This window comes from Streptomyces sp. NPDC047000, assembly GCF_040644295.1.
GTDB lineage: Bacteria > Actinomycetota > Actinomycetes > Streptomycetales > Streptomycetaceae > Streptomyces.
Window position 1 is genome coordinate 14141 of the sequence record NZ_JBEYWE010000018.1, and the last position, 25697, is coordinate 39837.

Annotated in this window: 27 protein-coding genes and 1 pseudogene; 16 read left to right on the forward strand and 12 right to left on the reverse strand. The window is 72.3% G+C overall.

All coding sequences use genetic code 11. The annotated features are described in order from the left end of the window. Window positions 1-273: 273 nt before the first annotated feature. From rhaS to ABZ862_RS25320, 6 genes are all read left to right on the forward strand, one after another. Window positions 274-1353: a rhamnose ABC transporter substrate-binding protein gene (gene rhaS / locus ABZ862_RS25295; RefSeq protein WP_360962093.1), complete on the forward strand. Its 1080-nt coding sequence runs from the start codon at window positions 274-276 to the stop codon at window positions 1351-1353. Between the two features lie 33 nt (window positions 1354-1386). Beyond that, window positions 1387-1707 carry an L-rhamnose mutarotase gene (locus ABZ862_RS25300; RefSeq protein WP_360962096.1) on the forward strand — a complete coding sequence of 107 codons (321 nt, stop codon included), beginning with the start codon at window positions 1387-1389 and terminating at the stop codon, window positions 1705-1707. 53 nt (window positions 1708-1760) lie between these two features. After that, window positions 1761-3173 (forward strand): BNR repeat-containing protein, encoded by a 1413-nt coding sequence (locus ABZ862_RS25305; protein ID WP_360962098.1) that lies wholly within the window; start codon window positions 1761-1763, stop codon window positions 3171-3173. Between the two features lie 73 nt (window positions 3174-3246). After that, window positions 3247-4272: a LacI family DNA-binding transcriptional regulator gene (locus ABZ862_RS25310; protein ID WP_360962101.1), complete on the forward strand. Its 1026-nt coding sequence runs from the start codon at window positions 3247-3249 to the stop codon at window positions 4270-4272. 128 nt (window positions 4273-4400) lie between these two features. Beyond that, window positions 4401-5705 (forward strand): alpha/beta fold hydrolase, encoded by a 1305-nt coding sequence (locus ABZ862_RS25315; protein ID WP_360962104.1) that lies wholly within the window; start codon window positions 4401-4403, stop codon window positions 5703-5705. A gap of 42 nt (window positions 5706-5747) precedes the next feature. Continuing rightward, a complete protein-coding gene (locus ABZ862_RS25320; protein ID WP_360962107.1) occupies window positions 5748-6572 on the forward strand; it encodes a pentapeptide repeat-containing protein in 825 nt (274 codons plus the stop codon). A gap of 299 nt (window positions 6573-6871) precedes the next feature. Here the strand turns inward: ABZ862_RS25320 and ABZ862_RS25325 are convergent, their stop codons facing one another. The 3 genes from ABZ862_RS25325 to ABZ862_RS25335 form a co-directional block, all read right to left on the reverse strand. Continuing rightward, window positions 6872-7954 carry a hypothetical protein gene (locus ABZ862_RS25325; RefSeq protein WP_360962110.1) on the reverse strand — a complete coding sequence of 361 codons (1083 nt, stop codon included), beginning with the start codon at window positions 7952-7954 and terminating at the stop codon, window positions 6872-6874. 120 nt (window positions 7955-8074) lie between these two features. After that, window positions 8075-9361 (reverse strand): aromatic acid exporter family protein, encoded by a 1287-nt coding sequence (locus ABZ862_RS25330; protein ID WP_360962112.1) that lies wholly within the window; start codon window positions 9359-9361, stop codon window positions 8075-8077. Window positions 9362-9440: 79 nt separating this feature from the next. Beyond that, window positions 9441-9935: an FBP domain-containing protein gene (locus ABZ862_RS25335; protein WP_360962115.1), complete on the reverse strand. Its 495-nt coding sequence runs from the start codon at window positions 9933-9935 to the stop codon at window positions 9441-9443. A 252-nt stretch (window positions 9936-10187) separates the two neighbouring features. On the opposite strand from ABZ862_RS25335, the gene ABZ862_RS25340 reads away from it, so the two are divergent. The 3 genes from ABZ862_RS25340 (at window position 10188) to ABZ862_RS25350 (ending at window position 12817) form a co-directional block, all read left to right on the forward strand. After that, a complete protein-coding gene (locus tag ABZ862_RS25340) occupies window positions 10188-10886 on the forward strand; it encodes a dienelactone hydrolase family protein (RefSeq protein ID WP_360962118.1) in 699 nt (232 codons plus the stop codon). A gap of 162 nt (window positions 10887-11048) precedes the next feature. Next, a complete protein-coding gene (locus ABZ862_RS25345) occupies window positions 11049-12338 on the forward strand; it encodes an ROK family transcriptional regulator (RefSeq protein WP_360962121.1) in 1290 nt (429 codons plus the stop codon). A 233-nt stretch (window positions 12339-12571) separates the two neighbouring features. Beyond that, the gene (locus ABZ862_RS25350; RefSeq protein ID WP_360962123.1) at window positions 12572-12817 is read left to right on the forward strand and encodes a hypothetical protein; all 246 of its coding nucleotides are present in this window, start codon (window positions 12572-12574) and stop codon (window positions 12815-12817) included. Window positions 12818-12900: 83 nt separating this feature from the next. Here the strand turns inward: ABZ862_RS25350 and ABZ862_RS25355 are convergent, their stop codons facing one another. The 5 genes from ABZ862_RS25355 to ABZ862_RS25375 all read right to left on the reverse strand — a co-directional run bounded on the left by ABZ862_RS25355 (window position 12901) and on the right by ABZ862_RS25375 (window position 16229). After that, a complete protein-coding gene (locus ABZ862_RS25355) occupies window positions 12901-13356 on the reverse strand; it encodes a VanZ family protein (protein ID WP_360962435.1) in 456 nt (151 codons plus the stop codon). A 326-nt stretch (window positions 13357-13682) separates the two neighbouring features. Beyond that, window positions 13683-14402, reverse strand: coding sequence for a DUF4230 domain-containing protein (locus tag ABZ862_RS25360; RefSeq protein WP_360962126.1), 720 nt, complete (start codon window positions 14400-14402; stop codon window positions 13683-13685). A gap of 207 nt (window positions 14403-14609) precedes the next feature. Then, the gene (locus tag ABZ862_RS25365) at window positions 14610-14996 is read right to left on the reverse strand and encodes an anti-sigma factor antagonist (RefSeq protein WP_360962129.1); all 387 of its coding nucleotides are present in this window, start codon (window positions 14994-14996) and stop codon (window positions 14610-14612) included. 310 nt (window positions 14997-15306) lie between these two features. Then, on the reverse strand, window positions 15307-15870 hold the full coding sequence (locus ABZ862_RS25370) for a TetR/AcrR family transcriptional regulator (RefSeq protein WP_360962132.1): 564 nt from the start codon (window positions 15868-15870) through the stop codon (window positions 15307-15309). Beyond that, the gene (locus tag ABZ862_RS25375) at window positions 15867-16229 is read right to left on the reverse strand and encodes a DUF1304 domain-containing protein (protein WP_360962135.1); all 363 of its coding nucleotides are present in this window, start codon (window positions 16227-16229) and stop codon (window positions 15867-15869) included. The genes ABZ862_RS25370 and ABZ862_RS25375 overlap by 4 nt, the downstream gene beginning before the upstream one ends. 433 nt (window positions 16230-16662) lie before the next feature. Here ABZ862_RS25375 and ABZ862_RS25380 point away from each other — a divergent pair, with 433 nt between their 5' ends. The 5 genes from ABZ862_RS25380 to ABZ862_RS25400 are packed head-to-tail and all read left to right on the forward strand — an operon-like array spanning window position 16663 to window position 21049. Beyond that, window positions 16663-18420: an ATP-binding protein gene (locus tag ABZ862_RS25380; protein ID WP_360962138.1), complete on the forward strand. Its 1758-nt coding sequence runs from the start codon at window positions 16663-16665 to the stop codon at window positions 18418-18420. A gap of 5 nt (window positions 18421-18425) precedes the next feature. After that, window positions 18426-18836: a roadblock/LC7 domain-containing protein gene (locus ABZ862_RS25385; protein WP_360962141.1), complete on the forward strand. Its 411-nt coding sequence runs from the start codon at window positions 18426-18428 to the stop codon at window positions 18834-18836. Next, window positions 18833-19204 (forward strand): DUF742 domain-containing protein, encoded by a 372-nt coding sequence (locus tag ABZ862_RS25390; RefSeq protein ID WP_360962144.1) that lies wholly within the window; start codon window positions 18833-18835, stop codon window positions 19202-19204. Before ABZ862_RS25385 ends, ABZ862_RS25390 begins: the two co-directional genes overlap by 4 nt. Beyond that, window positions 19185-19799, forward strand: a complete 615-nt coding sequence (locus ABZ862_RS25395; RefSeq protein ID WP_360962147.1) for an ATP/GTP-binding protein — start codon at window positions 19185-19187, stop codon at window positions 19797-19799. The genes ABZ862_RS25390 and ABZ862_RS25395 overlap by 20 nt, the downstream gene beginning before the upstream one ends. After that, window positions 19796-21049: a cytochrome P450 gene (locus tag ABZ862_RS25400; protein ID WP_360962150.1), complete on the forward strand. Its 1254-nt coding sequence runs from the start codon at window positions 19796-19798 to the stop codon at window positions 21047-21049. The genes ABZ862_RS25395 and ABZ862_RS25400 overlap by 4 nt, the downstream gene beginning before the upstream one ends. Window positions 21050-21236: 187 nt before the next feature. Here the strand turns inward: ABZ862_RS25400 and ABZ862_RS25405 are convergent, their stop codons facing one another. After that, window positions 21237-22268: a 7-epi-alpha-eudesmol synthase gene (locus tag ABZ862_RS25405; protein WP_360962153.1), complete on the reverse strand. Its 1032-nt coding sequence runs from the start codon at window positions 22266-22268 to the stop codon at window positions 21237-21239. Between the two features lie 378 nt (window positions 22269-22646). Between ABZ862_RS25405 and ABZ862_RS25410 the strand changes: the two genes are divergently transcribed. After that, a complete protein-coding gene (locus ABZ862_RS25410; protein ID WP_360962155.1) occupies window positions 22647-23039 on the forward strand; it encodes a VOC family protein in 393 nt (130 codons plus the stop codon). Window positions 23040-23097: 58 nt separating this feature from the next. On the opposite strand, the gene ABZ862_RS25415 is transcribed toward ABZ862_RS25410, so the two are convergent. Continuing rightward, on the reverse strand, window positions 23098-23430 hold the full coding sequence (locus ABZ862_RS25415) for a DUF4235 domain-containing protein (protein ID WP_360962158.1): 333 nt from the start codon (window positions 23428-23430) through the stop codon (window positions 23098-23100). Between the two features lie 62 nt (window positions 23431-23492). Next, a complete protein-coding gene (locus tag ABZ862_RS25420; protein ID WP_360962438.1) occupies window positions 23493-24515 on the reverse strand; it encodes a glutathione S-transferase C-terminal domain-containing protein in 1023 nt (340 codons plus the stop codon). Between ABZ862_RS25420 and ABZ862_RS25425 the strand changes: the two are divergent. After that, a pseudogene (locus ABZ862_RS25425) lies at window positions 24502-25026 on the forward strand (cation diffusion facilitator family transporter); the annotation flags it as partial. The gene ABZ862_RS25420 and the pseudogene ABZ862_RS25425 sit on opposite strands and share 14 nt — an antisense overlap. A gap of 125 nt (window positions 25027-25151) precedes the next feature. On the opposite strand, the gene ABZ862_RS25430 reads toward ABZ862_RS25425, so the two are convergent. Next, window positions 25152-25601: a nitroreductase family deazaflavin-dependent oxidoreductase gene (locus ABZ862_RS25430; RefSeq protein ID WP_360962161.1), complete on the reverse strand. Its 450-nt coding sequence runs from the start codon at window positions 25599-25601 to the stop codon at window positions 25152-25154. Window positions 25602-25697: the final 96 nt, after the last annotated feature.

Sequence of the window (25697 nt, forward strand, 5' to 3'; positions counted from 1 at the left end):
CACCGGCCCCGTCCCCGGGGCGGCCTCTCCCGCCGGCCGCCCGCCCGCAGACCCCACGCGCCGTCCACGCCTCCAGGCCCCGCCCCCCCGCGATCCGTTCACGGCCACGGACCCCACGGGCCCCTCACCGCCGCAGACCCCTGCGAGCCGTCCCCGGCCCGCAGCCCCGCAGGGCCCGAGCCGCGGGCCCGCACCGCGCCCTCACCGGCGCACCCCAGACCCCCACGGCCCCTCGGGGCGAGTCGCACCCACTTCCACCAAAGGAATCCTGCCATGCGCAAGTCCACCCTCCGTCGTACCGGAGCGGCACTCGCCGTCGCCACCTCCCTCGCCCTGGCCGCCACCGCGTGCGGGGGCACCACGAAGAACGACGTCAAGGACTCCGGCAGCTCGGCCGCGAGCACGGGCAAGGCGGACCCGAACGCCGCGCTGAAGAAGGGCCTCACGGTCGGCTTCCTCCCCAAGCAGGTCAACAACCCGTACTTCACCACCTCCGACAACGGCGGCAAGAAGGCCCTGGAGGAGCTGGGCGAGAAGTACAAGGAGGTCGGCCCCAACAGCGCCACCGACACCTCCGGCCAGGTCTCCTACGTCAACACCCTGACCCAGCAGCAGGTCGACGCGATGGCCGTGTCCGCGCAGGACCCGGGCGCGCTGTGCACCGCGCTCAAGCAGGCCATGAGCAACGGCATCAAGGTCGTCACCTACGACTCCGACACCAAGGCCGACTGCCGCAACGTCTTCATCTCGCAGGCCAGCGCCGAGGACCTCGGCCGCACCGAGGTGCAGCTGCTCGCCGAGCAGATCGGCTACAAGGGCGAGATCGCGATCCTGTCCGCCGCACAGACCGCGACGAACCAGAACACCTGGATCGGCTACATGAAGGACGAGCTCAAGGACCCGAAGTACAAGGACGTCAAGCTCGTCAAGGTCGCCTACGGCAACGACGACGCGCAGCAGTCCTTCCAGCAGACCCAGGGCCTTCTACAGGAGCACCCGAACCTGAAGGGGATCATCTCCCCGACCACCGTCGGCATCAAGGCCGCCGCCCAGTACCTGTCCGGCTCGAAGTACAAGGGCAAGGTCAAGCTGACCGGCCTCGGCACCCCCAACGACATGCGCAAGTACGTCAAGAACGGCACCGTCGAGGGCTTCGAGCTGTGGGACCCGGCGAAGCTCGGCGACCTGGCCGCCCGTGCCGCCGTCGCGCTGGCCTCCGGTCAGATCTCCGGCAAGGAGGGCGAGACCTTCAAGGCCGGCGACACCACGTACACCATCGGCAAGGACGGCGTGGTCAGCCTGGGCAAGCCCACCGTCTTCGACGCCAAGAACATCGACCAGTTCAACTTCTGACCGGTCCGTTCCCGTACGCCGGAAGGGGCGTTGATGCGACGCGTGTGTTTCCTCCTCAAGGTCAGGGCGGACCGCCTCGACGAGTACCGCGAGCGGCACGCCGCCGTGTGGCCCGAGATGCGCGAGGCGCTCTCGGCCACCGGATGGCACAACTACTCGCTGTTCCTGCGTGACGACGGCCTGCTCGTGGGCTATCTCGAGACGGAGGACTTCGAGGCCGCCCGGGCCGGCATGGAGGCGACCGAGGTCAACGCCCGCTGGCAGAAGGAGATGGCGCCGTTCTTCGAGTCGCTGGACGGCGCCCGTCCCGACGAGGCGATGAAGCCCCTCACCGAGGTGTTCCACCTCGCCTGACCCGCCCTCCGCAACCCTGTCCGCACGCCACCTCCCCACCCTGGAGCCGCCCCATGAAACGACGCACGGTGCTGACAACCGCTCTGCTCGCCACGGTGGCGGCCCAGGGGAAGGCCGCGGCCGCCGCTCCCGGCCCCTCCGTCACCCAGCAGGGCACCACCCGACTCGACGCCCAGGCGGTCTACTTCGTCTCCTACGACGGCCTGGTCAACAACAACTCGTTCCAGAAGAACGGCCTGTTCACCTACAAGGGCTACCAGTACGCCGCCTGGTACACCGCCGACCGCTCCGCGGTGCTCGGCCGCCGCGCGCTCGGCGCGAGCACCTGGTCCACGCTCACCCTGGCCCACCGGCTCAAGGCCGACGACTCGCACGACGTCATCTCCCTGGGCGTCTCCAGGCTCGACGGCCGCCTCCACGTCAACATGGACTCCCACAGCGACGGCTTCTTCTACGTCAGGTCCGCCGCGGGACTCCTCGACAGCCCCGCCGCCACCGCGTGGACGGCGGCCGCCTTCGGCACCGTACAGACCACTCTCGACGGCCTCGCCCTCACTTCGCAGTTCACCTACCCGCAGTTCGTCGCCACCCCCGAGGGCAGGCTGCAGCTGAGCTACCGCGCCGGAGTCTCCGGGAACGGCCGTAACGCACTCGCGGAGTATGATGGTTCGGCCTGGACGGCGCTGGGGGAGTGGAGCAGCGCCACCGGTACCTACACCAGCTCGCACGGCTCCAGCACCGCTCGCAACATGTATCTGCACGGCATCGACTACGACCGCGGCGGCACGCTGCACGCCTTCTTCACCTGGCGCGAGCAGAACGCCGCCGTGATGTGCAGCAGCGGCGGCATCACCAACCACGACACCGGCTACGTGTACTCCACCGACCGCGGCCGCACCTGGCGCAACGACGCCGGAGCCCTCGTCGCGACCACCGGCACCACGGACACCGTCGCCGTCACCGACCCCGGCCTGGTCGTCGACGCCCTGAACCCCGACCACTCCCTGATGAACCAGGAGAGCCAGGCCACCGACTCCGCCGGCCTGCCCCACGCGGTCATCAGCTACGTCCCCGGCCGCTTCGGCCAGTGCACCACGGACTACGTCGCCGACCGCACCGCGAACGGCCGCGCCTTCCACCTCCGCAAGCTCTCCACCGGCGCCTGGCAGAAGACCGAGATCCCCGTGCCCCTGAACTCCAGCCAGCGCACCAAACTCGTCCTGGACCGGTACGACAACGCCTACGCCGTCCTCCCCTACGGCCGGATCGCCGCCGCCTCCAAGTCCTCCGGCCACACCGACTGGACCCTGCTGTACGACGGCGCCGGCCTCAACGCCTTCGGCGAGGTGGTGATCGACGAGACACGCGTCGCGGCGGACAACGTGCTGTCGTTCATGTATCAGGAGAAGTCGAGCGGAACGACCCCCTCGGCGCTCCACGTCGTCGACTTCGCATTACCGGCCTGACCGGCCCGTCGTGTGGTGAGATGACGCATAAGTGAGGGGCCCGCCCCTCGTTCCCCCTGGAGGTTCCGCCCTGATGGCCCAGTCGGTGGGTATCAAGGACGTCGCCCGCGCCGCCGGAGTGTCGGTCGGAACGGTCTCGAACGTCATCAACCGTCCGGACAGTGTCGCGACGGAGACCCGCGCGCGCGTGCAGTCCGCGATCGACCGGCTCGGGTACGTCCGCAGCGAGTCCGCGCGCCAGCTGCGCGCGGGCCGCAGCCGGATCATGGGGCTGCTCGTCCTCGACATGGGCAACCCGTTCTTCGTCGACGTCGCCCGCGGCGCCGAGCGGGCCGCCCGCGACGCCGGCCTCGGCGTGATGGTCTGCAACAGCGCACAGCACGTCAGCGAAGAGGCCGAGTACCTCGCGCTGTTCGCCGAACAGCGGGTGCGCGGGGTGCTGCTCACCCCGACCGACGCGACGGGCCGCAACATCGCCTCGTTCCGCCGGCACGGCATACCGTTCGTCCTGGTCGACCGGGTCGCCGAGGGCGCCACCGAATGCTCGGTCTCGGTCGACGACGTCGCGGGCGGCGCCCTCGCCGTCCACCATCTCGTGGAGGGCGGCCACCGCTCCATCGCGTACGTCAGCGGGCCGCCCGGCCTCAACCAGGTCCGCGACCGCCGCACCGGCGCACTGAACGCGCTCGCCGAGGCCGGCCTCCCGCCCGACGTGCTGCGGGAGGTGCCCACCGAACGGCTCGACGTGGCCGCGGGACGCGACGCGGGCGCCCGGCTGCTCGGCCTCGCCGACCGCCCCACCGCCGTGTTCTGCGCCAACGACCTGCTCGCCCTCGGCGTCCTTCAGGCCATGTACGCGGCCGGGGTCACCGTCCCCGACGACCTCGCGATCGTCGGCTACGACGACATCGAGTTCGCCGCGGCGGCCGCCGTACCGCTCACCTCCGTGCGCCAGCCCGCCGTCACCATGGGTGCGCTGGCCGCGGAACTGCTGCTGGAGGAGACCGAGGCCCGCGACGGAGCCGCACCCCACCAGCACCGCCGGGTGGTGCTCCAGCCGGAACTCGTGGTGCGCCGCTCCAGCCTGACCCCACGGTGAACCGGCGGCGCCGGCAACGGTTTTCGGCACGATTTCATGATCGGCGGGGGTTCCGGCGGACGTCCGTGTGCTGAACTGGACGCGGCCCGAAGAAGTGCCGGCCGCATCCGTCCGTCCCGGGAGATCCGTTGACCGTCAGTTACCGCCAGCCCGGCGTCGTCCTCACCGACCACCGCTTCACCGTGCCCCTCGACCACGACGACCCCACCGGCGAGACCATCGAGCTCTACGCCCGTGAGGCCGTCGCCAGCGACAGGGCGCACCAGGACGACCTGCCCTGGCTCCTCTACCTCCAGGGCGGCCCGGGCTTCGGGGCGAACCGTTTCGTCGGCAGGCAGGCCTGGCTCGGCCGGGCCCTGGAGGAGTACCGCGTCCTGCTCCTCGACCAGCGCGGCACCGGCCACTCCACCCCGGCGACCCGCCAGACCCTCCCGCTGCGCGGCACCCCGGACCGGCAGGCCGCGTACCTCACGCACTTCCGCGCCGACTCGATCGTCCGCGACTGCGAGACGATCCGCCCGCGGCTCACCGGCGGCGCCCCCTGGACGGTCCTCGGCCAGAGCTTCGGCGGCTTCTGCACGGTCACCTATCTCTCCCTGGCCCCCGAAGGCCTGGCCACCGCGCTGATCACCGGCGGCCTGCCCTCCCTCGACGCCCACGCCGACGACGTGTACCGCGCCGCCTACCCGCGTATCGAACGCAAGGTCGCGTCCCACTACGCGCGTTACCCCCAGGACGTCGAGCGCGCCCGCCGCATCGCCGACCACCTCCTGAACACCGAGGTCACCCTCCCCGGCGGCCACCGCCTGACCGTCGAGGCGTTCCAGTCGCTGGGCCTGATGCTGGGCACCGGCGAGGGCAGCCACCGCCTCCACCACCTCCTGGAACACGCCTTCACCGGCACCCCGCAGGGCCCCGCCCTCACGGACGCCTTCCAGGAGGAGGTCCGCTCCCTCCTCTCCTACGCCGGCCACCCCCTCTACGCCCTCGTCCACGAGTCGGTCTACGGCCAGGACGAGCGCCCCACCGCCTGGTCCGCCGAACGCGTCCGCGCCGAGTTCCCGCAGTTCGACGCCGCCAAGACCCTGACCGGCGACGGCCCGCCGCTGTTCACCGGCGAGTCCGTGCACCCCTGGACCTTCGACTGCGACCCGGCACTGCGCCCGCTCCGCGACACCGCCGAGGCCCTCGCCGCGCACACCGGCTGGCGCCCGCTCTACGACCCCGCGCGCCTGGCCGCCAACGAGGTCCCGGTCGCCGCCGCCGTCTACCACGACGACATGTACGTCGACACCGCGCACGCCCTGACCACCGCCCGCGCGATCCGCGGCCTGCGCACCTGGGTCACCGACGAGTTCGAGCACGACGGACTGCGCGCCGGCGGCCCCCGCGTCCTGGACCGCCTGCTCGCCCTGGCCCGCGACGAGGTGTGAACGCCGGTGAGGGCAGCGCCCGCGGGCTCGTAGGCTGATGCCATGGACGATCGAACAGGCGGCCGGTCCGAGCTGCGCGCCGACTGCGCCCGGTGCTTCGGACTGTGCTGCGTCGCGCTGCCCTTCTCCCGCTCGGCGGACTTCGCCGTCGACAAGCCCGCGGGCCGCCCCTGCGTGAACCTGCTCGACGACCACCGCTGCGGCATCCACGACCGGCTGCGCGAGCGGGGCTTCGCCGGCTGCACGGTCTACGACTGCTTCGGCGCGGGCCAGAAGGTCGCGCAGATCACCTTCGGCGGGCGGGACCGGCGCACCGGGACGGCCCGGGACGCCCGGCTGATGTCCGAGGTCTTCCCCGTCGTACGGCAGTTGCACGAACTGCTCTGGTACCTGACCGAGGCCCTCGACCTGCCCGCCGCCCGGCCGCTCGGCCCCGCGCTGCGCGCCGCCCTGGAGTCGACCGAGCGGCTCACCCTCGGCACCCCCGCGGAACTGGCCGCCCTCGATGTCGCCGCACACCGGGCGCAGGTCAACGAGCTGCTGCTGCGCACGAGCGAGCTGGCGCGCGCCGGGGTCCGGGGCAGGAAGCGGGACCGCCGGGGCGCCGATCTGATGGGCGCCCGGCTGAAGGGGGCCGATCTGCGCGGGGCGAGTCTGCGGGGCGCGTACCTCATCGCGGCCGACCTCACCGGTGCCGATCTGCGGCACACCGATCTGATCGGCGCCGACCTGCGGGACGCCGACCTCACGGACGCCGATCTGACCGGCGCGTTCTTCCTGACCCAGCCCCAGCTGAACGCCGCCAGGGGCAGCACCGGAACCCGGCTGCCCGGCACCGTCCGCCGCCCGGACCGCTGGACGGCATGACCCCGGCCCTCACCCGCCCACCGTCCCCTGCCGGCGGAGCGAGCCGGCGGCGGCTTCCGGCGCCGGGCGGCGTGGTGGGTCTCGCGCGGGCGGCGACCGGGCGCTACGGCCGGCTCGCCCGGTTCGTCATCATGGGCAGCCCGGCGTCGAGCCCCTCGACCCGGGACCGCCTGGGTCGGCGGCCCACCGGGCCGGTGCTCCCCGACGACCTGGCCGAGGGGCACCGCGTCACGGTCCGACCGGCGGCGGACGGCGGTCTCCCGCCGCGCGCCGCCCGGTCCCGGACACCTGCGGGGCCGTCACCACTCCCCGTCCGTGACCGGTTTGCCCGGTGCGTCCCCCAGCGGCACGATCTGGCCGGGGGCCGGCGGCAGCCAGGGCTCGTGGTCGTCGCCGAGCCAGTCACCGACCGGCTTGACGGCGGCGAGGGTGTCGGTGGGGGCGAGATCGGCGGCGCCCTCGTCGTAGTAGTCGAACCAGGGCAGCCCCGCCCGGTTGTACGCCGCCCGGTCCACCGGTGACGGCGGCGGTGCCTCACCCGTGATGCGCCGCCACTCCGGGGGCGTCACCAGATGCACGAAGACACGGCCGGCGGGCTCCTCGGCCCAGTCGTCCAGCGGCCGGTCGTCGGCGTAGACCTCCTGGTGCATCGAGCCGCCGACGCCGAGTCCCATCGCGGGCGCGGACCGGGGCGGACCGCCGGGCGCGGCGCCCGAGGCGACGGGCGCCCCACCGGGAGCCGGCATCCCGCCGGGGGCCGGCGCGGCCATCGGCATCATGGGCGGTGCGCCGTACGCGGGGCCCGCCGACTTGCTCAGGAGGGTCACCGACCGCTGCCGCCGCCGCTCGTCCTCACGCCACCTGACCAGCGCGCGCTCGCCCAGCCGGAACGACTGGAGCTGTACGCCGCCCCACACCTCCTCGCCGGTGACCTGGCCCTCGACCGTCGCCCCGAGCCCCAGCGGCACGGCGACGAACTGGCGGACCGTTCCCTTGCCCGAGTTGATGCCGTCCAGCCAGGGCTGACGCGGCAGCACGACGTAGTTCTGCGGCCCGCGCGCCAGCCGGCCGCGCCACGGCTTACCCGACACCGCGCACACCTTGCCCACCCCGACCTGCAGGGCGGCCGGTTCCGCCGCGCCGAAACTCAGCCACATCGCCTCACGCAGATACACCGGCAGCATCACACCGCCGCGCGCCCGCCACTCCTCCGGCACCGTGTCCGGACAGTCCGCCACACTGCGCACCGGGAACTCGCCGAGCCCCGGCGGCAGCGCGTGCGTGCCCGACTCCGGCAGCCGCAGGGTACGGATGAACCGCACCGTCACCCCGCCCGGCAGCCACAGCGTGTTCCCGTCGATGCGCACCTTCGATCCGGCCATACGACCGTCCCCCCTCTGCTTCCCGCACGGTCCACGGGCGCCCGGCGGCCCCGTGAGAGCACTGATCTCCTCACCTTCACAGAGAACGCTCCCCGGCCGCCACCCGGTTCCCGCGGGTTCCTACGACCGCCTGTCCGCCACCGTCGCCCCGCCCCGGCCCCACCGGTCCCGGAGCCCGGTCAGCCGGGGCATGCGCTCGCCCCGCGCGGTGGCGACCCGGTCGAGTTCCTCGAACAGCCGCCGCGCACGGTGCTCGGTGTCGAGCTCGTCCACGATCCGGTTGACCTCGGTGAGCACCGCGCCGCGCAGCTGCCACTGACGGCTGTCGTGCCGCACCTCGTCGAACAGCGCGAGCGCCAGCTTGTCCCTGGTGGCCGCCGCCTGCCGCAGCCCGGCGGCCAGCCGTGCCTCCGCCGACTCGGCGCTCCGGCTGACATCGGTGGTCACCAGCACCGCGAAGCTGACCACGGCGTCGGCGATCTCCGACAGCAGCTGCTCCACCAGGGCGCCCGTGGCCGGCGCGAACAGCGGCCCGGGATCGCGCTCCTTGGCCAGGTCGGTGAGGGTGCGGGCGAGCACCCGCAGCACCACGGTGCAGATCTCCAGGGTGTCGAGGCCGGTCCGCAGCACGATCCGGTGCAGCAGCCCCTCCCGGACCCGCGGATTGAGCCGCAGGCTGTCCTCGGCCTGCCGCAGGGCCGCGTCCACCCCGGCGATGTCGTGGTCGAGACGGCGAGCCTCGTACAGCCGCTCGGTGGCCAGCTGGGGCAGCGGTGTCCCGGTCCGCTCCCCGGACGTGCGGTCCGCCGCCTCCTCGCCCATCCGCAGCATCAGCCGCCGTACCCGGCGCGCCAGATCCTCGATCGACTCGCCCGCCTCGCCCACCCACACCGGGGGAGGGAACACCAGATTGCAGCCGAGCCCGACACCCGCGCCGATCAGTGTCTCCACCACCCGCGCCCACGCCGTGTCGCCGACCGTGGTGACCCCGAGGACCAGCATCGCGCTGATCGCGACCTCGGGCACGAACTCGTCCACCCGGACCAGATGCCCCACGGCCAGCGAGGCGAGGATCACCAGCGCGAGGCTCCACCAGGTCAGGCCGACGAGCAGACTGAACGCGACGGCCACCAGGACCCCCGCCACCACCGAGTTCACCCGGCGCACGCCGGTGGTGAGGGTGGCGTAGAGCGTCACCTGGACGACCAGCAGCGCGGTCAGCGGAGCCGTCAGCGGCGCGGGTTCGGGACTCAGGCGCAGGGCGACGACGTACGCGATGGTCGCCGCGACCGTGGACCGCACCGCCTGGACGACGACGGGGCTGCGGTGGCGGCCGAGCGTGCGGAACGGATCCAGCAGGGTCGTGGTGGCCTGGCGTACATGGTGCTGAGGCTGTCGGTCTTGCATTCCTTCCTGTGTTCCCGGTCGACGGGTGTTCGAACGGAGGGGAATTCCGGACCGGGCCCGGAGCGGACGCCCGAGGAGGTCAGGAGCAGAGCTTGTCCAGGAAGGCGGCCAGGTTGCCCGTGGTCCGGGCGATCTGCTCCTCGACGGTGAGGCTCTCCTCGATCCGGATGCCGGACTCCGGGATCCTCCGGCCGCGCACATAGAGGGAACAGGCCAGGTCGGTGCACATGTACACGCCGACGGAGTTGCCCTCGCGCCCCGCCGCTCCCGCCTTGCGCGCCGTCATCAGGGAGACACCCCCGCCGGGATGGGTCGTCAGGCACAGCGAGCACATGCTGCGGTGCAGGAAGCCGCGCTGTGACGTCGGATGGCGCAGCGCCACACCCACGGGCCGGCCCTCCCGCTCGGTCACCAGATAGCCCCGGTCCGGTGCCCCCGGGTCCCGCCAGCCCAGGAAGTCCAGCTGGTCCCAGGGCCGCAGATCGAGGTCGCGGGGCATCGGCAGGCGCTTGGCCTCGCCCTTCGAGCAGTTGACGAAGGAGGCGCGGATGTCCTGTTCGGTGAGCGGTCGCACGGGAGGGCTCCTGGCGGTCTGGCGGTGGAAGGTCATGCGGCGGTACGGATCGGTACGCACCGTGATGTCCGGGATGCTTTGCGATGAAAAACCTAGGGCTTCTAGGCAGCCGCCTACATTAATCAGTCCGGGCCCCCGGGGAAACCGAATTGCCGCCCCGTACCCGTCGGCCGAGACTGAAGGGGCCGACGGAGCCCCTTCGAGGCGCGGTCCCGTGAGCCGGTGTCCCGCGCAAGGGAACAGGTGAAGCCCATGATCTCCCAGCTGGTGTCGGTGCCCGCCGACCGTGTGACGCTGAGCGGGGACCTCGTCGTACCGCCGGAGGAGCGGGCGACGGCGCTGTGCGCGCACGGCCTCGACAGTTCCCGCCGCGACCCGGGCAGCCGGGCCGTGGCCGCCGGGCTGAACGCGGCCGGGTACGCGACGCTGTCGCTGGACCTGCTCAGCGAGCACGAGGAACGCGCGGTCCGCGAACAGGGCGGTGACCGGGCCGGTGGCCAGGCCGGTGACCTGGGATTCGACGTCCGTCTGCTCGGTCGCAGGGCGGTGGCGGGGGTGGACTGGCTCAAGATCCAGCCCGGTATCCGGTCCCGGCCGGTGATCCTCTTCGGTGCGGGCGCCGGGGCCGCCGCGGTGCTCGAGGCCGCCGCCGAACTGCCCGACCAGGTGCTGACCGCGGTCGTGTGGGGCGGCAGGCCCGATCGCGCGGGCGACGCGTTGCGGCGGCTGCGGGTGCCGGTGCTGCTGGTGACCGGCGACCGGGATCCGGACCTGCTGGGACTGACGGAGCATGCGGGGCGGCAGTTGACCGTGCCGTGCGCGGTCCGCGTGGTGCCGGGTGAGGGAGCGCTGCTCGCCGAACCGGGGGCACGGGACCGGGCCACGGATCTGACCCGGCAGTGGTGCGAGGAGCGGCTCCGCCTCGCCGGTGAGGCGGCCCGGGGCGGCTGAGCGGGGGCGGGGCCGGGCGGGGGTGCGGGGCCCCTGACACGGGTTCATGACCCGCTCTTGGTCCGTACTTAGCTCACAACGTGAACTAAGGGTTGCGATAATCTCGCGCCAGGCCCGTCCGCCAGGGTATGTTGCAGGTCGGACAGGGTTTGGAGGAGCCATATGGCGGGGCGGAACGGGCGCACGGTACGCGACCTCAGACGGGCCAACCGCACGGCCGTGCTGCAGCGGCTCTACTTCGACGGACCCCTCAGCCGCTTCGAGCTGGGCCCGGCCACCGGTCTGAGCTCGGGCTCGGTCAGCAATGTCGTCGCGGACCTGGTGGCGGACGGCCTGGTGGAGGAGGCCGGCAGCGTCGACTCCGACGGCGGCCGCCCCCGCACCCTGTTGCGCGTGGCCCCGCACAGCGGCCACATGATCGGCGTCGACGTCGGCGAGACCCGGGTGCGCGTCGAGCTGTTCGACCTCACGCTCACCGAACTGGCCCGCGCCGAGCGCCCCCTGGAGCATCACCGGTACGACGTCGACGTCATCACCGGACACATCCGCGACGCCATGGCCGAGGTGCTGGCCGCCGCGGACATCGCCCCCGAGCACCTGCTGGGCGTGGGCGTCGGCGTCCCCGGCATTGTCGAACACACCACCGAGCGCGGCGCCGTGGTGCACGGTCAGACGATCGGCTGGGACGCCGTACCGCTGGAGGCGCTGCTCCGGCTGGGAACCCGGCTCCCGGAGTCCGTCCCGTACTTCATCGACAACGGGGCCAGGACGCTGGGTCAGGCGGAGATGTGGTTCGGCGCGGGGCGCGGCGCGCGCAACGCGGTCGTGGTCCTGTTCGGCTCCGGCGTCGGAGCCTGCCTGGTCACTCCCGAGGTGGAGAACGGCCGCGCCGTCGAGTGGGGACATCTGACGGTACGGGTCAGGGGGCGCCGGTGCCGCTGCGGGGCCCTCGGCTGTCTGGAGGCATACGCCGGGGCGGAGTCCCTGCTGGCACGCTGGCGCGAGGAGGGCGGCCGTCCGCCGGAGGGCACCGACGAGGAGACCGCGCTGACCGCGATGCTCGCCGCCGCCTATCCGGCCGAGGGCACCGCTCCCGACCCCGTGGCGCTGGCCGTCCTGGAGGAGACCGCCGAGTACCTGGGCGCCGGGCTCTCCGACCTGATCAACCTCTTCCAGCCGGAACGCATCCTGATCGGCGGCTGGGCAGGGCTCCAGCTCGGTGCCCGCTTCCTGCCCGCCGTACGCCGGCACGCCACGGCGTACGCGCTGCGCCATCCCGCCGAACAGGTCACCGTCGACCTGGGCCGCCTCGGCCCCGACGCGGTCACCGTCGGGGCGGCCATCCTCCCGCTGGCGGACTTCTTCGCCCGCGGCGGCCGCCGCCCCGAACCGGCCCCGCAGGCCCCGGCCCCCGCCTGGCGCACGGCCCTCCGCGAACGCGAACCGCGCTGAGCCCTGTCCGGCGGACCGGGCCGGAGGGGACGCACGGTACCCATCGGCTCAGGTGAGCGGGGCCGGTGCGGAAGGCGCGGGCCCGGTACGTCGGCGCCAGGGACCGCTCCAGCAGGAAGGCGATCCGCTCCGGTGCCTCGACGGGAGCGGTGGTCATTCCAGCAGATTGCCCTGTTTGTTGATGCAGGGACGCATTGGTGACGTTTTCCGCCGTTCGTCTTACGCTCGAATGCATGACGGAAATCGCGAGCCCTCACATCACACACCCGCGGATCCTGGTGCTCGGGGTGCAGCCGGGCGGACCGGGCACGCGGCCGTTCCGGATCGTCGAGGTCGACGGCGAGGTGGCCGGCCGGGCGACGACGGTGACCGAGGTCCTGGAGGCCGCGGCGGCGTACGGCGTCACGGTGGAGGATCTGGACGACCCGGACTGGGTCTGCTGGGTGGGCGGAGACCGCTACACCTGGGGAACGCGCTGACGGATGCCGCCCCACCGTCCGGGGCGGCGCCCCCTCCCGGGGGACGCCGCCCGGCAGCGCTCCCCGCCGTCACGCCCCTGCCGTCACTTCTCCCGTGTCTTCCGGGCGTGCACCGCCCGCCCCAGCCGCCGTCCCAGCAGCAGGTGACCCAGCAGGGCGCCCGCGGTGTTGAGGATGACGTCGTCGATGTCGAAGGCGCGCCCGGTGATCAGCGCGCCCTGGGCGAACTCCACCAGGAGCATGACGATCGCCGTCAGCCCGGCCACCCTCAGCATGCTGCGGGCTCCCGGCGCCAGCACCGGGACCAGCACCCCGAACGGCACGCCGAGCAGCAGGTTCCCGCCGATCTGCTTGACGGCGTCCCGCAGCGCGGGCTGGTCCAGGTACGCCTTGAGGGTCGTGCCGGGATGCAGATTGGTGTGGGCCATCGACACCGACGCCGGCGAGGGCCGCAGGGTGAGGTGGGCGAGGACGACGGCGAACGCCACCATGAACACGAAGGCGCACAGCGACGCGAGGAGCCGCAGGGGCAGGGGCAGGGGGCGGCGTCCGGTGGGCTCGGCGGCCCGCCCGGCCCTGGCGGCCGGCGCGGTCCCGCGCGCGGCGTCACGGGTGCCGCCGTTGCCTTTTCTCCCCTTGCCGCCGCGGTTCCTCCCCCTGCCCGGGCGTCCCGTCCTCGCCGTCGCGGTGCCGGGAGTCTCGGTCTTGTCGGCACGCGGACGGAACGCCGTCAGTGTGCGTGGCAGTGCCCGGGCCATGCGGTCCTCCACTTTCTCGGTTCTCGGTCTTCGGTCTTCTGATGCGCTTCTGATGCGCCGGCCCGGCGCCCGGACCCGTGTGCGGCCCCCGTGCCGAAGCCGGGAGGTCAGGACGAACCGGATACGGACGGCCCCGACGACGTGGACGGCCCGGACGACCCGTACGACACCGACACGTCCTTGAAGCCGAGGGAGTGCAGGAGTCCCTCCAGCATGTCGGTGGTGTTGCTCTCGGCCCGGGCGGTCAGCCCGCTGTCCTCGGCGGCCGTGGCGATGTGCTTGACCGCGAGGCGCTGTACGGCCTGCTCGCTGTTGGGGTTGTCGGAGAACAGGTCGCCGAGCCGGTCCAGCAGGCCGCGCTGCTTGGAGACCGCGTAGGAGTGGTCGGCGTCGAGCGCCGGCTTGCCCAGCCGGGCGTGCGGCAGGCGGAGCGTGGCGGTCGTGCGGCCGGCGTCGACCGCGATGTCGTCCTTGCCGAGCCGGCCCAGGTCGACATAGGCCTCCACGGTGCCCGCGCCGACGTACAGGGTGCGGGTGCCGCGGATCGCGTCGGGCAGGTACTTCGCGTTCTTCTCCAGGTCCACGACGACCTGGAAGTTGCCGGAGGCCGCGTCGTAACGGCTCATGTCCTGGATCGACTTGAGCAGGGCGGGACCCGAACGGTCCTGGCTCTCCGTGCCGAAGAGATCCCGCAGCCCGGAGAGCACGGCCAGCCGGACCCCGGCGAACAGCACGGCGAGCACCACGACGACGGCGGTGAGCGCCTTCGCCCAGCCGGGCATACGCCGGGGGAGGCGGCCGGACAGGCCGCTGAGTGAAGTCGTCATGCGACGGCCCTCCTTTCCTGTTCCCCGGATGCCCGCCAAATCCCGTGACAGACACGCGGATTGACCGGTCGGCGGAGCGGAGAGGAGCACCGGGGGCGCAGGGGCGCGGGAGCCCCGGTCGTGGCACACCGCCAGGCGCGCCCGCCGCGGGCACCCCGCCCGGCGGGGCATCAGGTCCGGCAGCCGGACCGGACCGCCTCGGGCCCGTCACACCCCGGGCGTCCCGGAGGCGGGCTCCGGGCGGGCCAGGGCCGCCTCCAGTGTGGGACGCGGCGGCAGCAGCCGGGACAGACCGGTCACCCGCAGGACGCGCAGGGTCAGGGGATGGGTGCAGACGAGCTGGAGCCGTCCGTCCCGTTCCAGCACCCGCTGCCGGGCCCGGTAGAGCAGACGCAGCCCCGAGCAGTCGAAGAACTCGACCCGGCGCAGATCGATGACGATCCGGGCGCCCGGCCGGGACGTCACCCGGTCCAGATGCGGGGCCACCTCGGCCGCCGCGGCGATGTCGATCTCACCGCGCAGCTCCAGCACCGTGTGACCGCGGTCGTGATGGACCCGCAGATGCCTGGTGAACGGCGCGGGTTCCTGCTGCACGACGACATCGCCTCCACCCTGCCCTTGAGCGGCGGGATCGCGGATCACCGGGGGATCGGGGTGACGTGGTGCTGCGGGTGTGGCCGTGCCGTCCGGCCCCGAGTGAACGCAAAAACGTTCCCCGCCCTGCAAGTTACCCTCGATGGAGTGAATTTGAGCATGTTCGATTGACATATGTCTTGGACTTCGGCCGGGCAATCGGTGTGGCGTACGCGACAGCGAAGTGACATCCCCTCAGGTTTGAACCACCGCCTGGCCAGGAAAGCGCGCCCACCGCCTCACCGCCTCACCGCCTCACCGCCTCACCGCCTCACCGGCTCCGGTGCAGTGCCACCAGCAGCTGCCACACCTGATCCGCCATCTCCCCCGGCGCCGCCTCCAGCAGTCCGTGCAGCCAGTCGCCCAGGATCCCGGTGAACGTGGCCGCGACGGCCGAGGCCACCAGGGCGGCGTCCGGGGCACCGGCGAGGGCGCGTTCGCGCAGGCTGTAGGCGCGCAGGTCCCGGCTGAGGACCCGGCCCAGCGGACCGCCCCCGCCGGGTGCGAGCAGGGACCGGTACAGCCCGGCGTGCGGGGCGAGCGAGGTGAAGAACTCCGTGAGCGCGGGCGGCGCGTGCACCGGGTCGGGCCGGCCGCGCCAGGCGTGCAGCGCCTCCACCGCCTCCCGCACGACGTCCGCGCAGGCGTCGACGGCGAGGGCCTCCAGACCGTCGTAGTGGAGGTAGAAGGTCGCCCGGCCGACGCCCGCCCGGCGCACCAGCGCGGCCACGCCGACCTCCTCCAGCGGGCGCTCGGCGCACTCGGCGAGCAGGGCCCCGCGCAGCCGGGCCCGGGTGCGGGCGCTGCGCGGGTCCTGCGCGATGCCCCGGTTCACCGGGCGACGAGGACGGCGGCCAGGGCGACGGCACCGGGCAGCGCCTGCGCGACCAGGATGCGGCGGTTGGCGGTGGCCGCGCCGTACAGACCCGCGACGACCACGCAGCACAGGAAGAAGACCTGGACGCGGAAGCCGGTCGGGTCGGCGGCGATCAGTCCCCAGACGAGCCCCGCCGCCAGAAAACCGTTGTACAGACCCTGGTTGGCGGCGAGCGGCACGGTCGCGCGGGCCATCTCCGGACCGAGGCCGTGCAGCGACCTGCCCGGCTTCTTCTCCCACAGGAACATCTCCAGCACCAGGATGTAACCGTGCAGCGCGGCGACCAGACCGACGAGCACGTTCGCGGCCGTCTCCATGAGCGGCACCCCCTCTGTCTCGAGGACGCCCCTCCGGGCGGCCTCCGTCACGTCTTTCCCACGTCTTTCTCACGTCCTGGACGAGTGTCCACGATAACTGGACGTGTGTCCAGGAAGAGGCGTGGACGTCGGACGTGCGCCCCTCGCGCGCCCCCGCAGGCACGTTTCGTCTCGCCGTTCTCTGCCGTCGCTGTGGGTCAAGTGCCCCGGCAGATGGGCGTATCGGGGGATTTGCAGCCGCCTGACGGACCGTGACGGAACCCTCACTTCCGTCACCCCCTGAGGTTGATCCTTTTGCCTGCGGACCCGATAAGCTCCCCTGAGGTACCGCAAGTTGCCGGGGCCCTCAGTGGCCCCGCCCGCGGTGCGCACCCACGAGTGCGGAAACCCGGAACACTCACTGTTCGAGCGTGTTGCTTTCGTAAGGATGCAGATGGAACTCGCCACTCCGCCGCCGGCGGCGCGGGCCCCTGTCGCCTGGTACAGCTGGTGGCTGATGCCGCTTGCCTTGGGAGGCGGAACGGTTGCCGCCACTTTCATGAGCTCCGAGCACATAGCCGCCGGCGTGGCCGGGGCGGCCGCCACGGCGGCTTCCTCGGTGTGCGTACGACTGCTGGTCCGCTCGCAGAAGCAACTGCGCGGCGCCGAGGAGGGCTTCCGCTCCGCGCAGGCCGAGCACTCCCAGCAGTGGCAGCACCATGTCGGCGGCCTGGAAAGGAAGTTCACCGCCGAGCGGTCCGCCCATGAGACCGAGCTCGCCGAGCAGGCCCGTGCCTACGAGGCACAGCTCGCCGGGCAGGTCAAGGAGTACGAGGCCCGGCTCGCCAAGCTGAGCACCGCCTCCGACACCCAGGAGACGGAGCGCACGGCGTCCTACGACGCCAGGATCACCGAGCTGACGAGGGCCTCCCAGGAGCAGCTCGCCCTCCAGCGGGCCGCCGTGGCCCGGCTGGCCAAGGAGCAGCTGCCCGAGGCCCTGAGGCGGCTGCAGGACGGCGACTCCATCGACGACGTGCTGCCCGTCCTGGAGCGCGGCGAGGGCGTCAGTGCCGAACTGCACGCCGAGCTGCGCCGGGTGCTGCGTACCGCCCTCATGGGCATCGAGGAGGAGATCGACCGCTCCACCTCCGCCGAGCAGGCCGTGATCAGCATCGGCAACCGTATCCACGTCCTGACCAGCAAGCTGCGCGGCCGGCTGCACGAGATGCAGGGCGAGCACGGCCGGCTGCCGGCCGTCGCGCGCGGTCTGATGGAGCTGGACCAGGAGCTCGGCCCCGCCGACTCGCTGGCCGCGAGCATCGGTGTGCTCGGCGGCTCCGACCGGCCCGGCCGCCAGTGGCAGGAGCCGCAGCGCCTGCTCAGCGTGGTCCGCGGCGGCATCGGCCGGATCAAGGACTTCCACCGCGTCGAGGTGCGGCATCTGCCCGAACTCGGCGTGGACGGCGGTCTGGTGGACCACCTCACGCTGATCTTCGCGCACCTCCTCGACAACGCCGCCCGGTACTCGCCGCCCACCGAGCCGGTCGTCGTGTCCGGCAAGGAGGTCCCGAACGGCGTCGGCATCGAGATCCAGGACTCGGGCAAGGGCCTGAGCGAGGAGAAGAAGCGCGAGGCGGAGCACTCCCTCGCCGGCACCGCGGCGGGCCCGGGCCTCGGCGGCATCGCCGAGGACGCCAGCATCGGTCTGCGGGTGGTCGGGATGCTCGCCCGCCGCTACGGCATCCGCGTCACCTTCGCCGACTCCCCGTGGCTGGGAACCTCGGTGGTCGTCGTGGTCCCGCACAAGTACTTCAGCCCGCTGCCGACGGCCACCCCCGCCGCCGTCCCGGCGGAGCCGGTCCTCCCGGCCGAGGACCCGTTCGCCGATCTGCCGGTGTTCACCGGGGTCCGTGAGCCGCTGGCCCCGGCCGTCCCGGCCGCCGACGAGGCCGACGCCGTGGACACCACGCCCGGCGGGCTGCCCCGGCGGCGCAGCAGGCGGCGCGAGTCCGAGCCGGAGCGCCCCCTCGGACGTGCCGCACGCGGTGAGGAGACGACGGTCTCCGCCGTCCCGCCGGACGCGTCCTTCGCCGGTCTGGCCGCGTTCGCCACCGCCGGACGCGAGTTCACCGAGGCGGACTCGCCGGTCGACGACCACGAGCCGCCCGCCGGACGACAGTCCACCGAGCCCCGTACGGAAGAGAGCGACTAGTCCCCATGACTCAACAGGGAACCGACGTGAGCTGGGCGCTCCGCGATCTGGTGGAGAGCATCCCGGAGATCCGCTTCGCCCTCGTGGCCTCCAGCGACGGCAAGGCCATCACCGCCTTCGGCGCCGAGGACCCCGACGACGTGGACCGCTTCGCGGCCGTGGTGGCCGGACTGCAGGCGCTGGCCCAGCCGGTCGCCGAACAGTTCCCCAAGTACGCGGGGCAGCTGCGGCTCGCCATGATCGAGGTCGACGGCGGTCACCTCTTCGTCGTACGGGCGGGCGTCGAGACCTATCTCGGCGTGCTCGCCCGCGAGGGTCTCGACCAAGGGCTGCTGGGGCACCAGATGAGGGATCTCGCCCGCAGAATGGGTGAGTTGCTGGGTACCACCCCCCGCCTGGAGGAGCACTCTGGATGAGTGCTCCCCGCCGGCCCCACGATCCGTCCGGTCTCGAGCGCTACTACGTCCTCACCGGAGGACGCAGCGGGCCGGGCGGCTCGGCATCGAGCCTCGACGTGGCGACCCTGATCGTCTCCCGCACCGCCCCGGTCCCCGGGATGCAGCACGAGCACGAGGAGATCCTCCGGCGCTGCCGCGATCCGCTCGCGGTGGCCGAACTCGGCGCACACCTCGGACTGCCCTTCAACATTCTCGCGGTGCTGCTGGCGGATCTGCTGGAGGCAGGCCGTATCGAAGCCCGTGACCCCATCCCGGCGCACGACGCCGGGCGCGGGCCCGACCTCGCGCTCCTTGAGGAGGTACTCAGTGGACTTCAACGGCTTTGACCAATCCGGCAGGCCGGGCGCCGGAAGCACCCGCTCGGTGAAGGTGATGATCGCCGGCGGCTTCGGTACCGGGAAGACCACCATGGTCCGCTCGGTCAGCGACATCAAGCCGCTCACCACCGAGGAGACCCTCACCCAGGCCAGTGCCGACGTCGACCATCTGATCGGTGTCGCCGACAAGACGGAGACCACCGTCAGCCTGGACTTCGGCAAGATAGCCATCAACGACGACCTGATCCTCTACCTGTTCGGCACACCCGGACAGGAGCGGTTCTGGTTCCTGTGGAACGGCCTGTTCAAGGGCGCGCTGGGAGCGATCGTGCTGGTCGACACCCGCAGGCTCGCGTCCAGCTTCCGGGCCATAGAGGAGATGGAGCGGCAGGACGTGCCGTTCGTCATCGCCCTGAACAAGTTCCCCGACTCCAAGGAGCACCCGGTCGACGAGATCCGGGACGCCCTGGACATCTCCCCGCACACCCCGGTCGTGGAATGCGACGCCCGCGACCGGAACTCCAGCCGTGACGTGCTGATCGCGCTGATCCGGCATCTGAAGGAGCGTTCCACCGTCGCACCCGTAGCACTGGAGACCCGATGAACGCCCAGCCCCTCAACGACCCCGGCCCCGGGGCGGCGGGCGGCTGCCCGTTCGGCCACGGGGAGGGGCCGCGCCGGCTGTTCGGCCCGGACGCGGCGACCGACCCCGTCGGGGTGTACGAGCGGCTGCGCGACGAGCACGGGCCGGTGGCACCGGTCCTGCTCGAGGGCGACGTCGCGGCGTGGCTGGTGCTCGGCTACCGGGACAACCGGCGGGTGCTGGACAACCCGCGGCAGTTCACCCGGGACGCCCGTATCTGGCGGGACTGGCGGGAGGGGCACATCGAGGAGATGTCGCCGCTGATCCCCATGCTCGGCTGGCGCCCGGACTGTGTCTCGCAGGACGGTGAGCCCCACCGCAGGCTGCGCGGCGCGGTCACCGACAATCTGCTGGCCGCCGCGGGGCGCGGTATCCGGCGGCACGCGACGCACTTCGCGAACAAGCAGATCGACGCGTTCGCGGCCACCGGCCGGGCCGACCTGGTGATGGACTACGCGGAGTATCTGCCGATGCTCGTCCTCACCCGGGTCCTCGGTCTCGCCGAGGCGGAGGGGCGGGAGCTCGCCGAGTCCAGCGCCCAGGTCCTCAAGGGCGGTGAGGACGCCGTGCTGCACGACAAACGCATCATGGAGATCCTCGCCGAACTGGCCGAGCGCAAGCGGTCCGAGCCCGGCTCCGACTTCACCAGCGGCCTGATCGCCCACGGGGCCGGGCTGGACGAGGCCGAGATCGTCAGCCATCTGCGTCTGGTGCTGATCGCCGGGCACACCACCACCAGCAACCTGCTGGCCCGGGTGCTCCAGCTGGTCCTCACCGACTCGGCCCGGCTGTCGGGCCTGATCAGCGGCGAGCTGAACATCACCGGGGTGATCGAGGAGGTGATGTGGGACTCGCCGCCGCTCGCGGTCCTGCCGGGCCGGTTCGCCACCTCGGACCTGGAACTCGGCGGTCACCACATCCAGGAGGGCGACCTGCTGGTCCTCGGCCTCAACGCGGGCAACCGCGACCCCGAGGTGCGGCCCGACACGGGGGTGTCCGTACAGGGCAACCAGTCGCATCTGGCGTTCAGTTCGGGAGCGCACGAGTGCCCCGGGCAGAACCTCGGCCTGGGCATCATCGAGGTCGCGGTGGACGTGCTGCTGCACCGGCTGCCGGGGCTGCGGCTCGCGGTGCCGGCGGGGGAGCTCAGCTCCACGGCGTCCACCTGGGAGTCCCGGCTGGACAGCCTGCCCGTGGAGTTCCCCGTCTGAACCGAACCGGGTACGGCCGGGCGTCCGCCGGACGACGGCCGTACCACTCCGCTTGTGCCACAAGGCCGCTGCCCGCTGCACCGGGCAGCGGCCTTGTTCCACAAGTGGGTTCTGCGGGCGGTGTCGGAACACGGGTCCGGGAAGCGGGCCCGGCGGGCGGTCCGGACAGCGGTCCCGGGAGGCGGGTTCAGACCGCCAGCAGGTCGTCCACCGAACCCCTGCCGGCGAGTTCGGCGGTGGCCGCCGGACCCTCCTTGCCCGCCGCGTAGCGGCCGGACGTCAGCGCCCACTCGTAGTTGCCCTCGATCCAGTGCTGGATGGCCTCCACCCCCATCCGCACCCGGGCCCGCTCCTCCTCGTCCAGGCCCAGTTCGTCGCACATCCGCGGGACGCGCGCCTCGAGTTCGAGGTACTCGTCGAGACAGGCGGTCGTCATCCGGTACGCCTCGTCCGCGGCCTGCTGCCAGCCGCAGCCGCGCTCCCGGTGCAGTACGGCGATCAGGTTGTGGCCGTCGCCGCGTCGCCGCTCGCGCTCGAAGGAGTGGATGTCGTTCATGAACCCGATGGTGTCCGCGGCCAGATCACGCATCCGTTCCATCAGCGGATGGGCCATCACCTGGGAGGGCACCTCGAAGCCGCGGCTGCGCTCACCGGCGTCGATGCTGTGGTGGATGCCGACCGTGCGGCGGCGGAAGGCGGCGTACTCGTCGAGGCTCAGTGTCCCGGCGAGACCGCGCGCGGCCAGGTCGACCTCCTCGCAGTGCGCGACGAGGAAACGGCCCCAGGAGGCCGCGAACCGCGTCTGCCATGTCAGGCTCATGCCAGCGGAGAGATGTTCCCAGACCTCGGCCCAGGCCAGGGTGATGGGACACACCACCCGCGGCCGGGTACCGGCCGGGCGCAGCGGGGTCACGATCAGCTCGCGCGCCACCTCCGCTATCCGGCCGGCCCGGTCGGGCTGGTTGGCGTCGAACTGGTCGTCGAAGAGGAAGGCCAGTGAGAACCAGTTCATCAGCACGACCATGTCGTCCGCCGAGGCGTACGGGTAGGTCCGGGCGGCCGCCTGCGGCAGGTCCCAGGATTTGTACTCCTCGAACCCGGCCAGGCTGCGTATCAGTCCCATGTCCCAGATCCAGCGCAGATGGCGGGCTCGCGCGTACTCCAGATGCTCGCTGACGGGTGTGCCGAAGGGCAGGTCGAACCGGACGTCCTGAGGCATGAGCTTCCTTTCGGGAGACGGAGCGCAGAGTCCCCCGGGCCCTGCGAGCGGACGGCTTCCTGCGGCCGTCCATGGGCTCGAAGAATGCTTCGAGTGACGGAAGTCGAGCCGAGAAGCGGTACGAGCCTGCCCAGAGCCTAAATGATCTACACCGTGACCTGGTCGTGATATGGGTTACTGTTCAAGCCAGTTGGGCCCTGTACACTCTGCGTCCCTCAATGGGCGCTCAGGGTGCCCTCGCACAACACTCCGACCTGCTGCGGTGGTCGGGGCGAGGGCCGACTGAAATCGCGGGGACGGGACATCCGCACAGGGAGGCGGGCGGCCGGAAACGGTCTGCCCCTCACATCCACTGCCGCCGTCCCCACGGAGGATCCGATGTCACTGGTGAACGCGGGCGTTGTGGTGCTCGACTGCGCCGAGCCCGAAAAACTGGCCCTGTTCTACAAGGAGTTGCTGGACGCCGAGGAGACGGGCACCAGCCCCGACCGGGTGGAGATCGGGCGGGCCGACGGACTGCGGCTGGCCTTCCGCCGCGACGCCAACGTCACCCCGCCGAGCTGGCCCCGGCCGGAGAACTCCTTCCAGGCCCATCTCGACTTCCTGGTCGACGACCTGGACGAGGCCGAGCGCCGGGTGATCGCGCTCGGCGGGCGGCCCCTGGAGATCAGGGACACGAGCGGCCCGTTCGAGGAGCGCGGCTACGCCGACCCGGCCGGCCACTCCTTCACCCTGTGCGTGACGGTGCCCTCGGGGCCCAAGGAGGGCTGAGAGGAGAAAGCCGGGGGGAGAGCCCGCGTACGGCCGGGGAAGCCGGGGGGAGCAGGGCTCAGACCTTCTCCCCGGTGGTCTTTCCGGCGCTCTTCCCGGGGGCCGGTTCCTTCACGGGCCACGCCCCTGTCGAGTGCGCGATCGCCTTCGCCCCGCCCCGGTTCACCGCGCTCTGCACCACCGCGAAGATCGCGCCCTGCAGCGCCGCCGCCAGCAGGATCTCCCCCCAGCCGCGGTCGGGGTCGAGCGCGTCCGGGACGTCGTCGTCCCGCCGGATCGCCTGGAGCGTCCTGCGGAACGCGAGCCCCGCCAGCGCGCCGCCCGTCCAGCCGAGCACGATGCCGACGGGACGGTAGACGAGGAGGAGCTGCTTCTTCTTGGTCCTGGCCATGGCGGCCTCCTTCGGACGGTGCTGACACGGTGGCGGCGGTCGGACGGTCGGGCTCGGGCGGGTCAGGAGCGGTACGCGGCGAGGGGCGGTACCGCCTCCGCCGCGGGCACCGGACCCGGCGGGGTCCCGTCGCCGAACGGGCGTCCGCCGAGCTCCTCCCGGTGGTGCGGGGTGAGCCATTCCGAGAGATCCGGGCCGAGGGGCACGATACGGGTCGGGTTGATCCCGCCGTGCACCTGGTAGTAGTGCCGCTTGATGTGGTCGAAGTCGACCGTGTCGCCGAAGCCGGGCGTCTGGTACAGATCGCGGGCGTACGCCCACAGCACCTGGTTCTCCATGAGCTTCCACCGGTTGCACTTGAAGTGGCCGTGATAGACGGCGTCGAACCGGACCAGGGTCGTGAACAGCCGGATGTCCGCCTCGGTGATCGTCTCACCGACCAGGTAACGCCGTCCCGCGAGCCGCTCGCCCAGCGCGTCCAGCCGGGCGAAGAGCGCCTCGTACGCCCGCTCGTACTCCGCCTGGTGGGTGGCGAACCCGGCCCGGTACACACCGTTGTTGACGTCCTCGTAGACATTGTCCATCACCTCGTCGATCTCCGCGCGCAGAGGCGCGGGGTACAGATCGGGGGCCCCGGGGCGGTGCAGGGCCGTCCACTCCGTGGCGAAGTCGAGGGTGATCCGCTGGTAGTCGTTGGTGACGAGCGCGCCGCTGCGGACGTCGACGATCGCCGGCACGCTCACCCCGCCCGGACTGTCCGGCTCCCGCCGGTCGTACGCCTCGCTCAGGAACCGGATGCCGAGCACCGGGTCCCTGCCGCCGGGGTCGAGGGTGAAGCGCCAACTGCGGTCGTCCTGGACCGGGTCGGTGACGGCCAGCGAGATCGCGTCCTCCAGGCCGAGCAGCCGCCGCGAGACCAGCGCCCGGCTCGCCCACGGACAGGCGCGGCTCACCACGAGACGGTAGCGCCCCGCCTCCACCGGCCGGCCGCCCTCGCCGTCCGCCGTGATCCGGTCCCGGAAACGGGCCCGCGACCGTGCGAACGGACGGCGGCCGAGCCCGTTGTTCCCTCGGCAGGGCGGCAGCCGGGGGCTGCGCGATCCCGCGCTGCGCACCGTCGTCGCCGAGGACGGCACGGCGGTCCTCGGGGTGACCCTGGCCATGGCGGGCATGGCGCTGCACATGGTGACCGGGCAGGTCGTCTGGGAGGCGTCCGCCTCGCTCGGCATCGGCGTGCTGCTCGTCCTCGTCGCCTACCAGCTCGGGCGGGAGGCCCGTGACCAGCTCATCGGGGAGGCCGCCGATCCCGAGCTGAGCGGCCGGATCCGGGCCCTGCTGGCGGCACAGCCGGAGATCGACAGCGTGGAGGCCCTGTTCACCATGAAACTGGGGCTCGACTCGACGCTGGTGGCCGCGCGCATCGATCTGGCGCCGGGCATGGACAGCGAGCGGGTCGAGGAGGTCGCCGTGCGCATCAAGCGCTCCGTCGCGCACACCGTGCCCGAGGCCGACCAGATCTTCCTCGATGTCACGGACCGGACCGCTCAGGAGGCACGGGAGAGCCCCGCCGCGACGGGGGAACGCGGCGGGGCCTGACCCACGGTTGCCCGGTCCCGGATGGATTTATGCATCCGGGACCGGAATTTCGTCCGCGGTCCGCGGAACGGCATCCCGCGGACCGGACGGAACGCCGTCCGCCGGCTCCGGGCGCGGCCCTCACCTCACCGGCCGCCGGCCGGTTCGAGCACGAACACCGGGATCTCCCGGGAGGTCTTCTTCTGGTAGTCGGCGTACGGCGGGAACGCCGCCACCGCCCGCTCCCACCACTCGGCCTTCTCCGCGCCGGTCAGCTCCCGGGCCGTCATGTCCTGCCGCTCCGGGCCGTCCCGGAGCTCGACCCGCGGGTCCGCCCTGATGTTGAAGTACCACACCGGGTGCTTGGGGGCGCCGCCCTGCGAGGCGACCACGGCGTAGCGCCCGTCGTGCTCCACCCGCATCAGCGGCGTCTTGCGGATCTTGCCGCTCCGCGCGCCCCGCGTCGTCAGCAGGATGACGGGCAGTCCGGTGTCCCGCAGGGTCGTCCCCTCGGTGCCGCCCGAGCTCTCGTACAGCTCGACCTGCTCCCGTACCCACTGCGCCGGGCTCGGTTCGTACTCACCTTCGAGAGGCATGGCTTGTGTCCCAATCGTCGGTCTCGCGGCTTGCTGCACCTCGATTCAACACCGGCAGCCGCCCGTGTCATCCATCACGTTCACCTCTTCGGGAAC

Excerpts from the sequence above, each read along its gene's own strand:
- rhaS (WP_360962093.1), top strand. The coding sequence starts at position 274 with ATGCGCAAGTCCACCCTCCGTCGTACCGGAGCGGCACTCGCCGTCGCC.
- ABZ862_RS25300 (WP_360962096.1), top strand. The coding sequence starts at position 1,387 with ATGCGACGCGTGTGTTTCCTCCTCAAGGTCAGGGCGGACCGCCTCGAC.
- ABZ862_RS25305 (WP_360962098.1), top strand. The coding sequence starts at position 1,761 with ATGAAACGACGCACGGTGCTGACAACCGCTCTGCTCGCCACGGTGGCG.
- ABZ862_RS25310 (WP_360962101.1), top strand. The coding sequence starts at position 3,247 with ATGGCCCAGTCGGTGGGTATCAAGGACGTCGCCCGCGCCGCCGGAGTG.
- ABZ862_RS25320 (WP_360962107.1), top strand. The coding sequence starts at position 5,748 with ATGGACGATCGAACAGGCGGCCGGTCCGAGCTGCGCGCCGACTGCGCC.
- ABZ862_RS25325 (WP_360962110.1), bottom strand. The coding sequence starts at position 7,954 with ATGGCCGGATCGAAGGTGCGCATCGACGGGAACACGCTGTGGCTGCCG.
- ABZ862_RS25330 (WP_360962112.1), bottom strand. The coding sequence starts at position 9,361 with ATGCAAGACCGACAGCCTCAGCACCATGTACGCCAGGCCACCACGACC.
- ABZ862_RS25340 (WP_360962118.1), top strand. The coding sequence starts at position 10,188 with ATGATCTCCCAGCTGGTGTCGGTGCCCGCCGACCGTGTGACGCTGAGC.
- ABZ862_RS25345 (WP_360962121.1), top strand. The coding sequence starts at position 11,049 with ATGGCGGGGCGGAACGGGCGCACGGTACGCGACCTCAGACGGGCCAAC.
- ABZ862_RS25350 (WP_360962123.1), top strand. The coding sequence starts at position 12,572 with ATGACGGAAATCGCGAGCCCTCACATCACACACCCGCGGATCCTGGTG.
- ABZ862_RS25360 (WP_360962126.1), bottom strand. The coding sequence starts at position 14,402 with ATGACGACTTCACTCAGCGGCCTGTCCGGCCGCCTCCCCCGGCGTATG.
- ABZ862_RS25375 (WP_360962135.1), bottom strand. The coding sequence starts at position 16,229 with ATGGAGACGGCCGCGAACGTGCTCGTCGGTCTGGTCGCCGCGCTGCAC.
- ABZ862_RS25380 (WP_360962138.1), top strand. The coding sequence starts at position 16,663 with ATGGAACTCGCCACTCCGCCGCCGGCGGCGCGGGCCCCTGTCGCCTGG.
- ABZ862_RS25385 (WP_360962141.1), top strand. The coding sequence starts at position 18,426 with ATGACTCAACAGGGAACCGACGTGAGCTGGGCGCTCCGCGATCTGGTG.
- ABZ862_RS25390 (WP_360962144.1), top strand. The coding sequence starts at position 18,833 with ATGAGTGCTCCCCGCCGGCCCCACGATCCGTCCGGTCTCGAGCGCTAC.
- ABZ862_RS25400 (WP_360962150.1), top strand. The coding sequence starts at position 19,796 with ATGAACGCCCAGCCCCTCAACGACCCCGGCCCCGGGGCGGCGGGCGGC.
- ABZ862_RS25405 (WP_360962153.1), bottom strand. The coding sequence starts at position 22,268 with ATGCCTCAGGACGTCCGGTTCGACCTGCCCTTCGGCACACCCGTCAGC.
- ABZ862_RS25410 (WP_360962155.1), top strand. The coding sequence starts at position 22,647 with ATGTCACTGGTGAACGCGGGCGTTGTGGTGCTCGACTGCGCCGAGCCC.
- ABZ862_RS25415 (WP_360962158.1), bottom strand. The coding sequence starts at position 23,430 with ATGGCCAGGACCAAGAAGAAGCAGCTCCTCCTCGTCTACCGTCCCGTC.
- ABZ862_RS25430 (WP_360962161.1), bottom strand. The coding sequence starts at position 25,601 with ATGCCTCTCGAAGGTGAGTACGAACCGAGCCCGGCGCAGTGGGTACGG.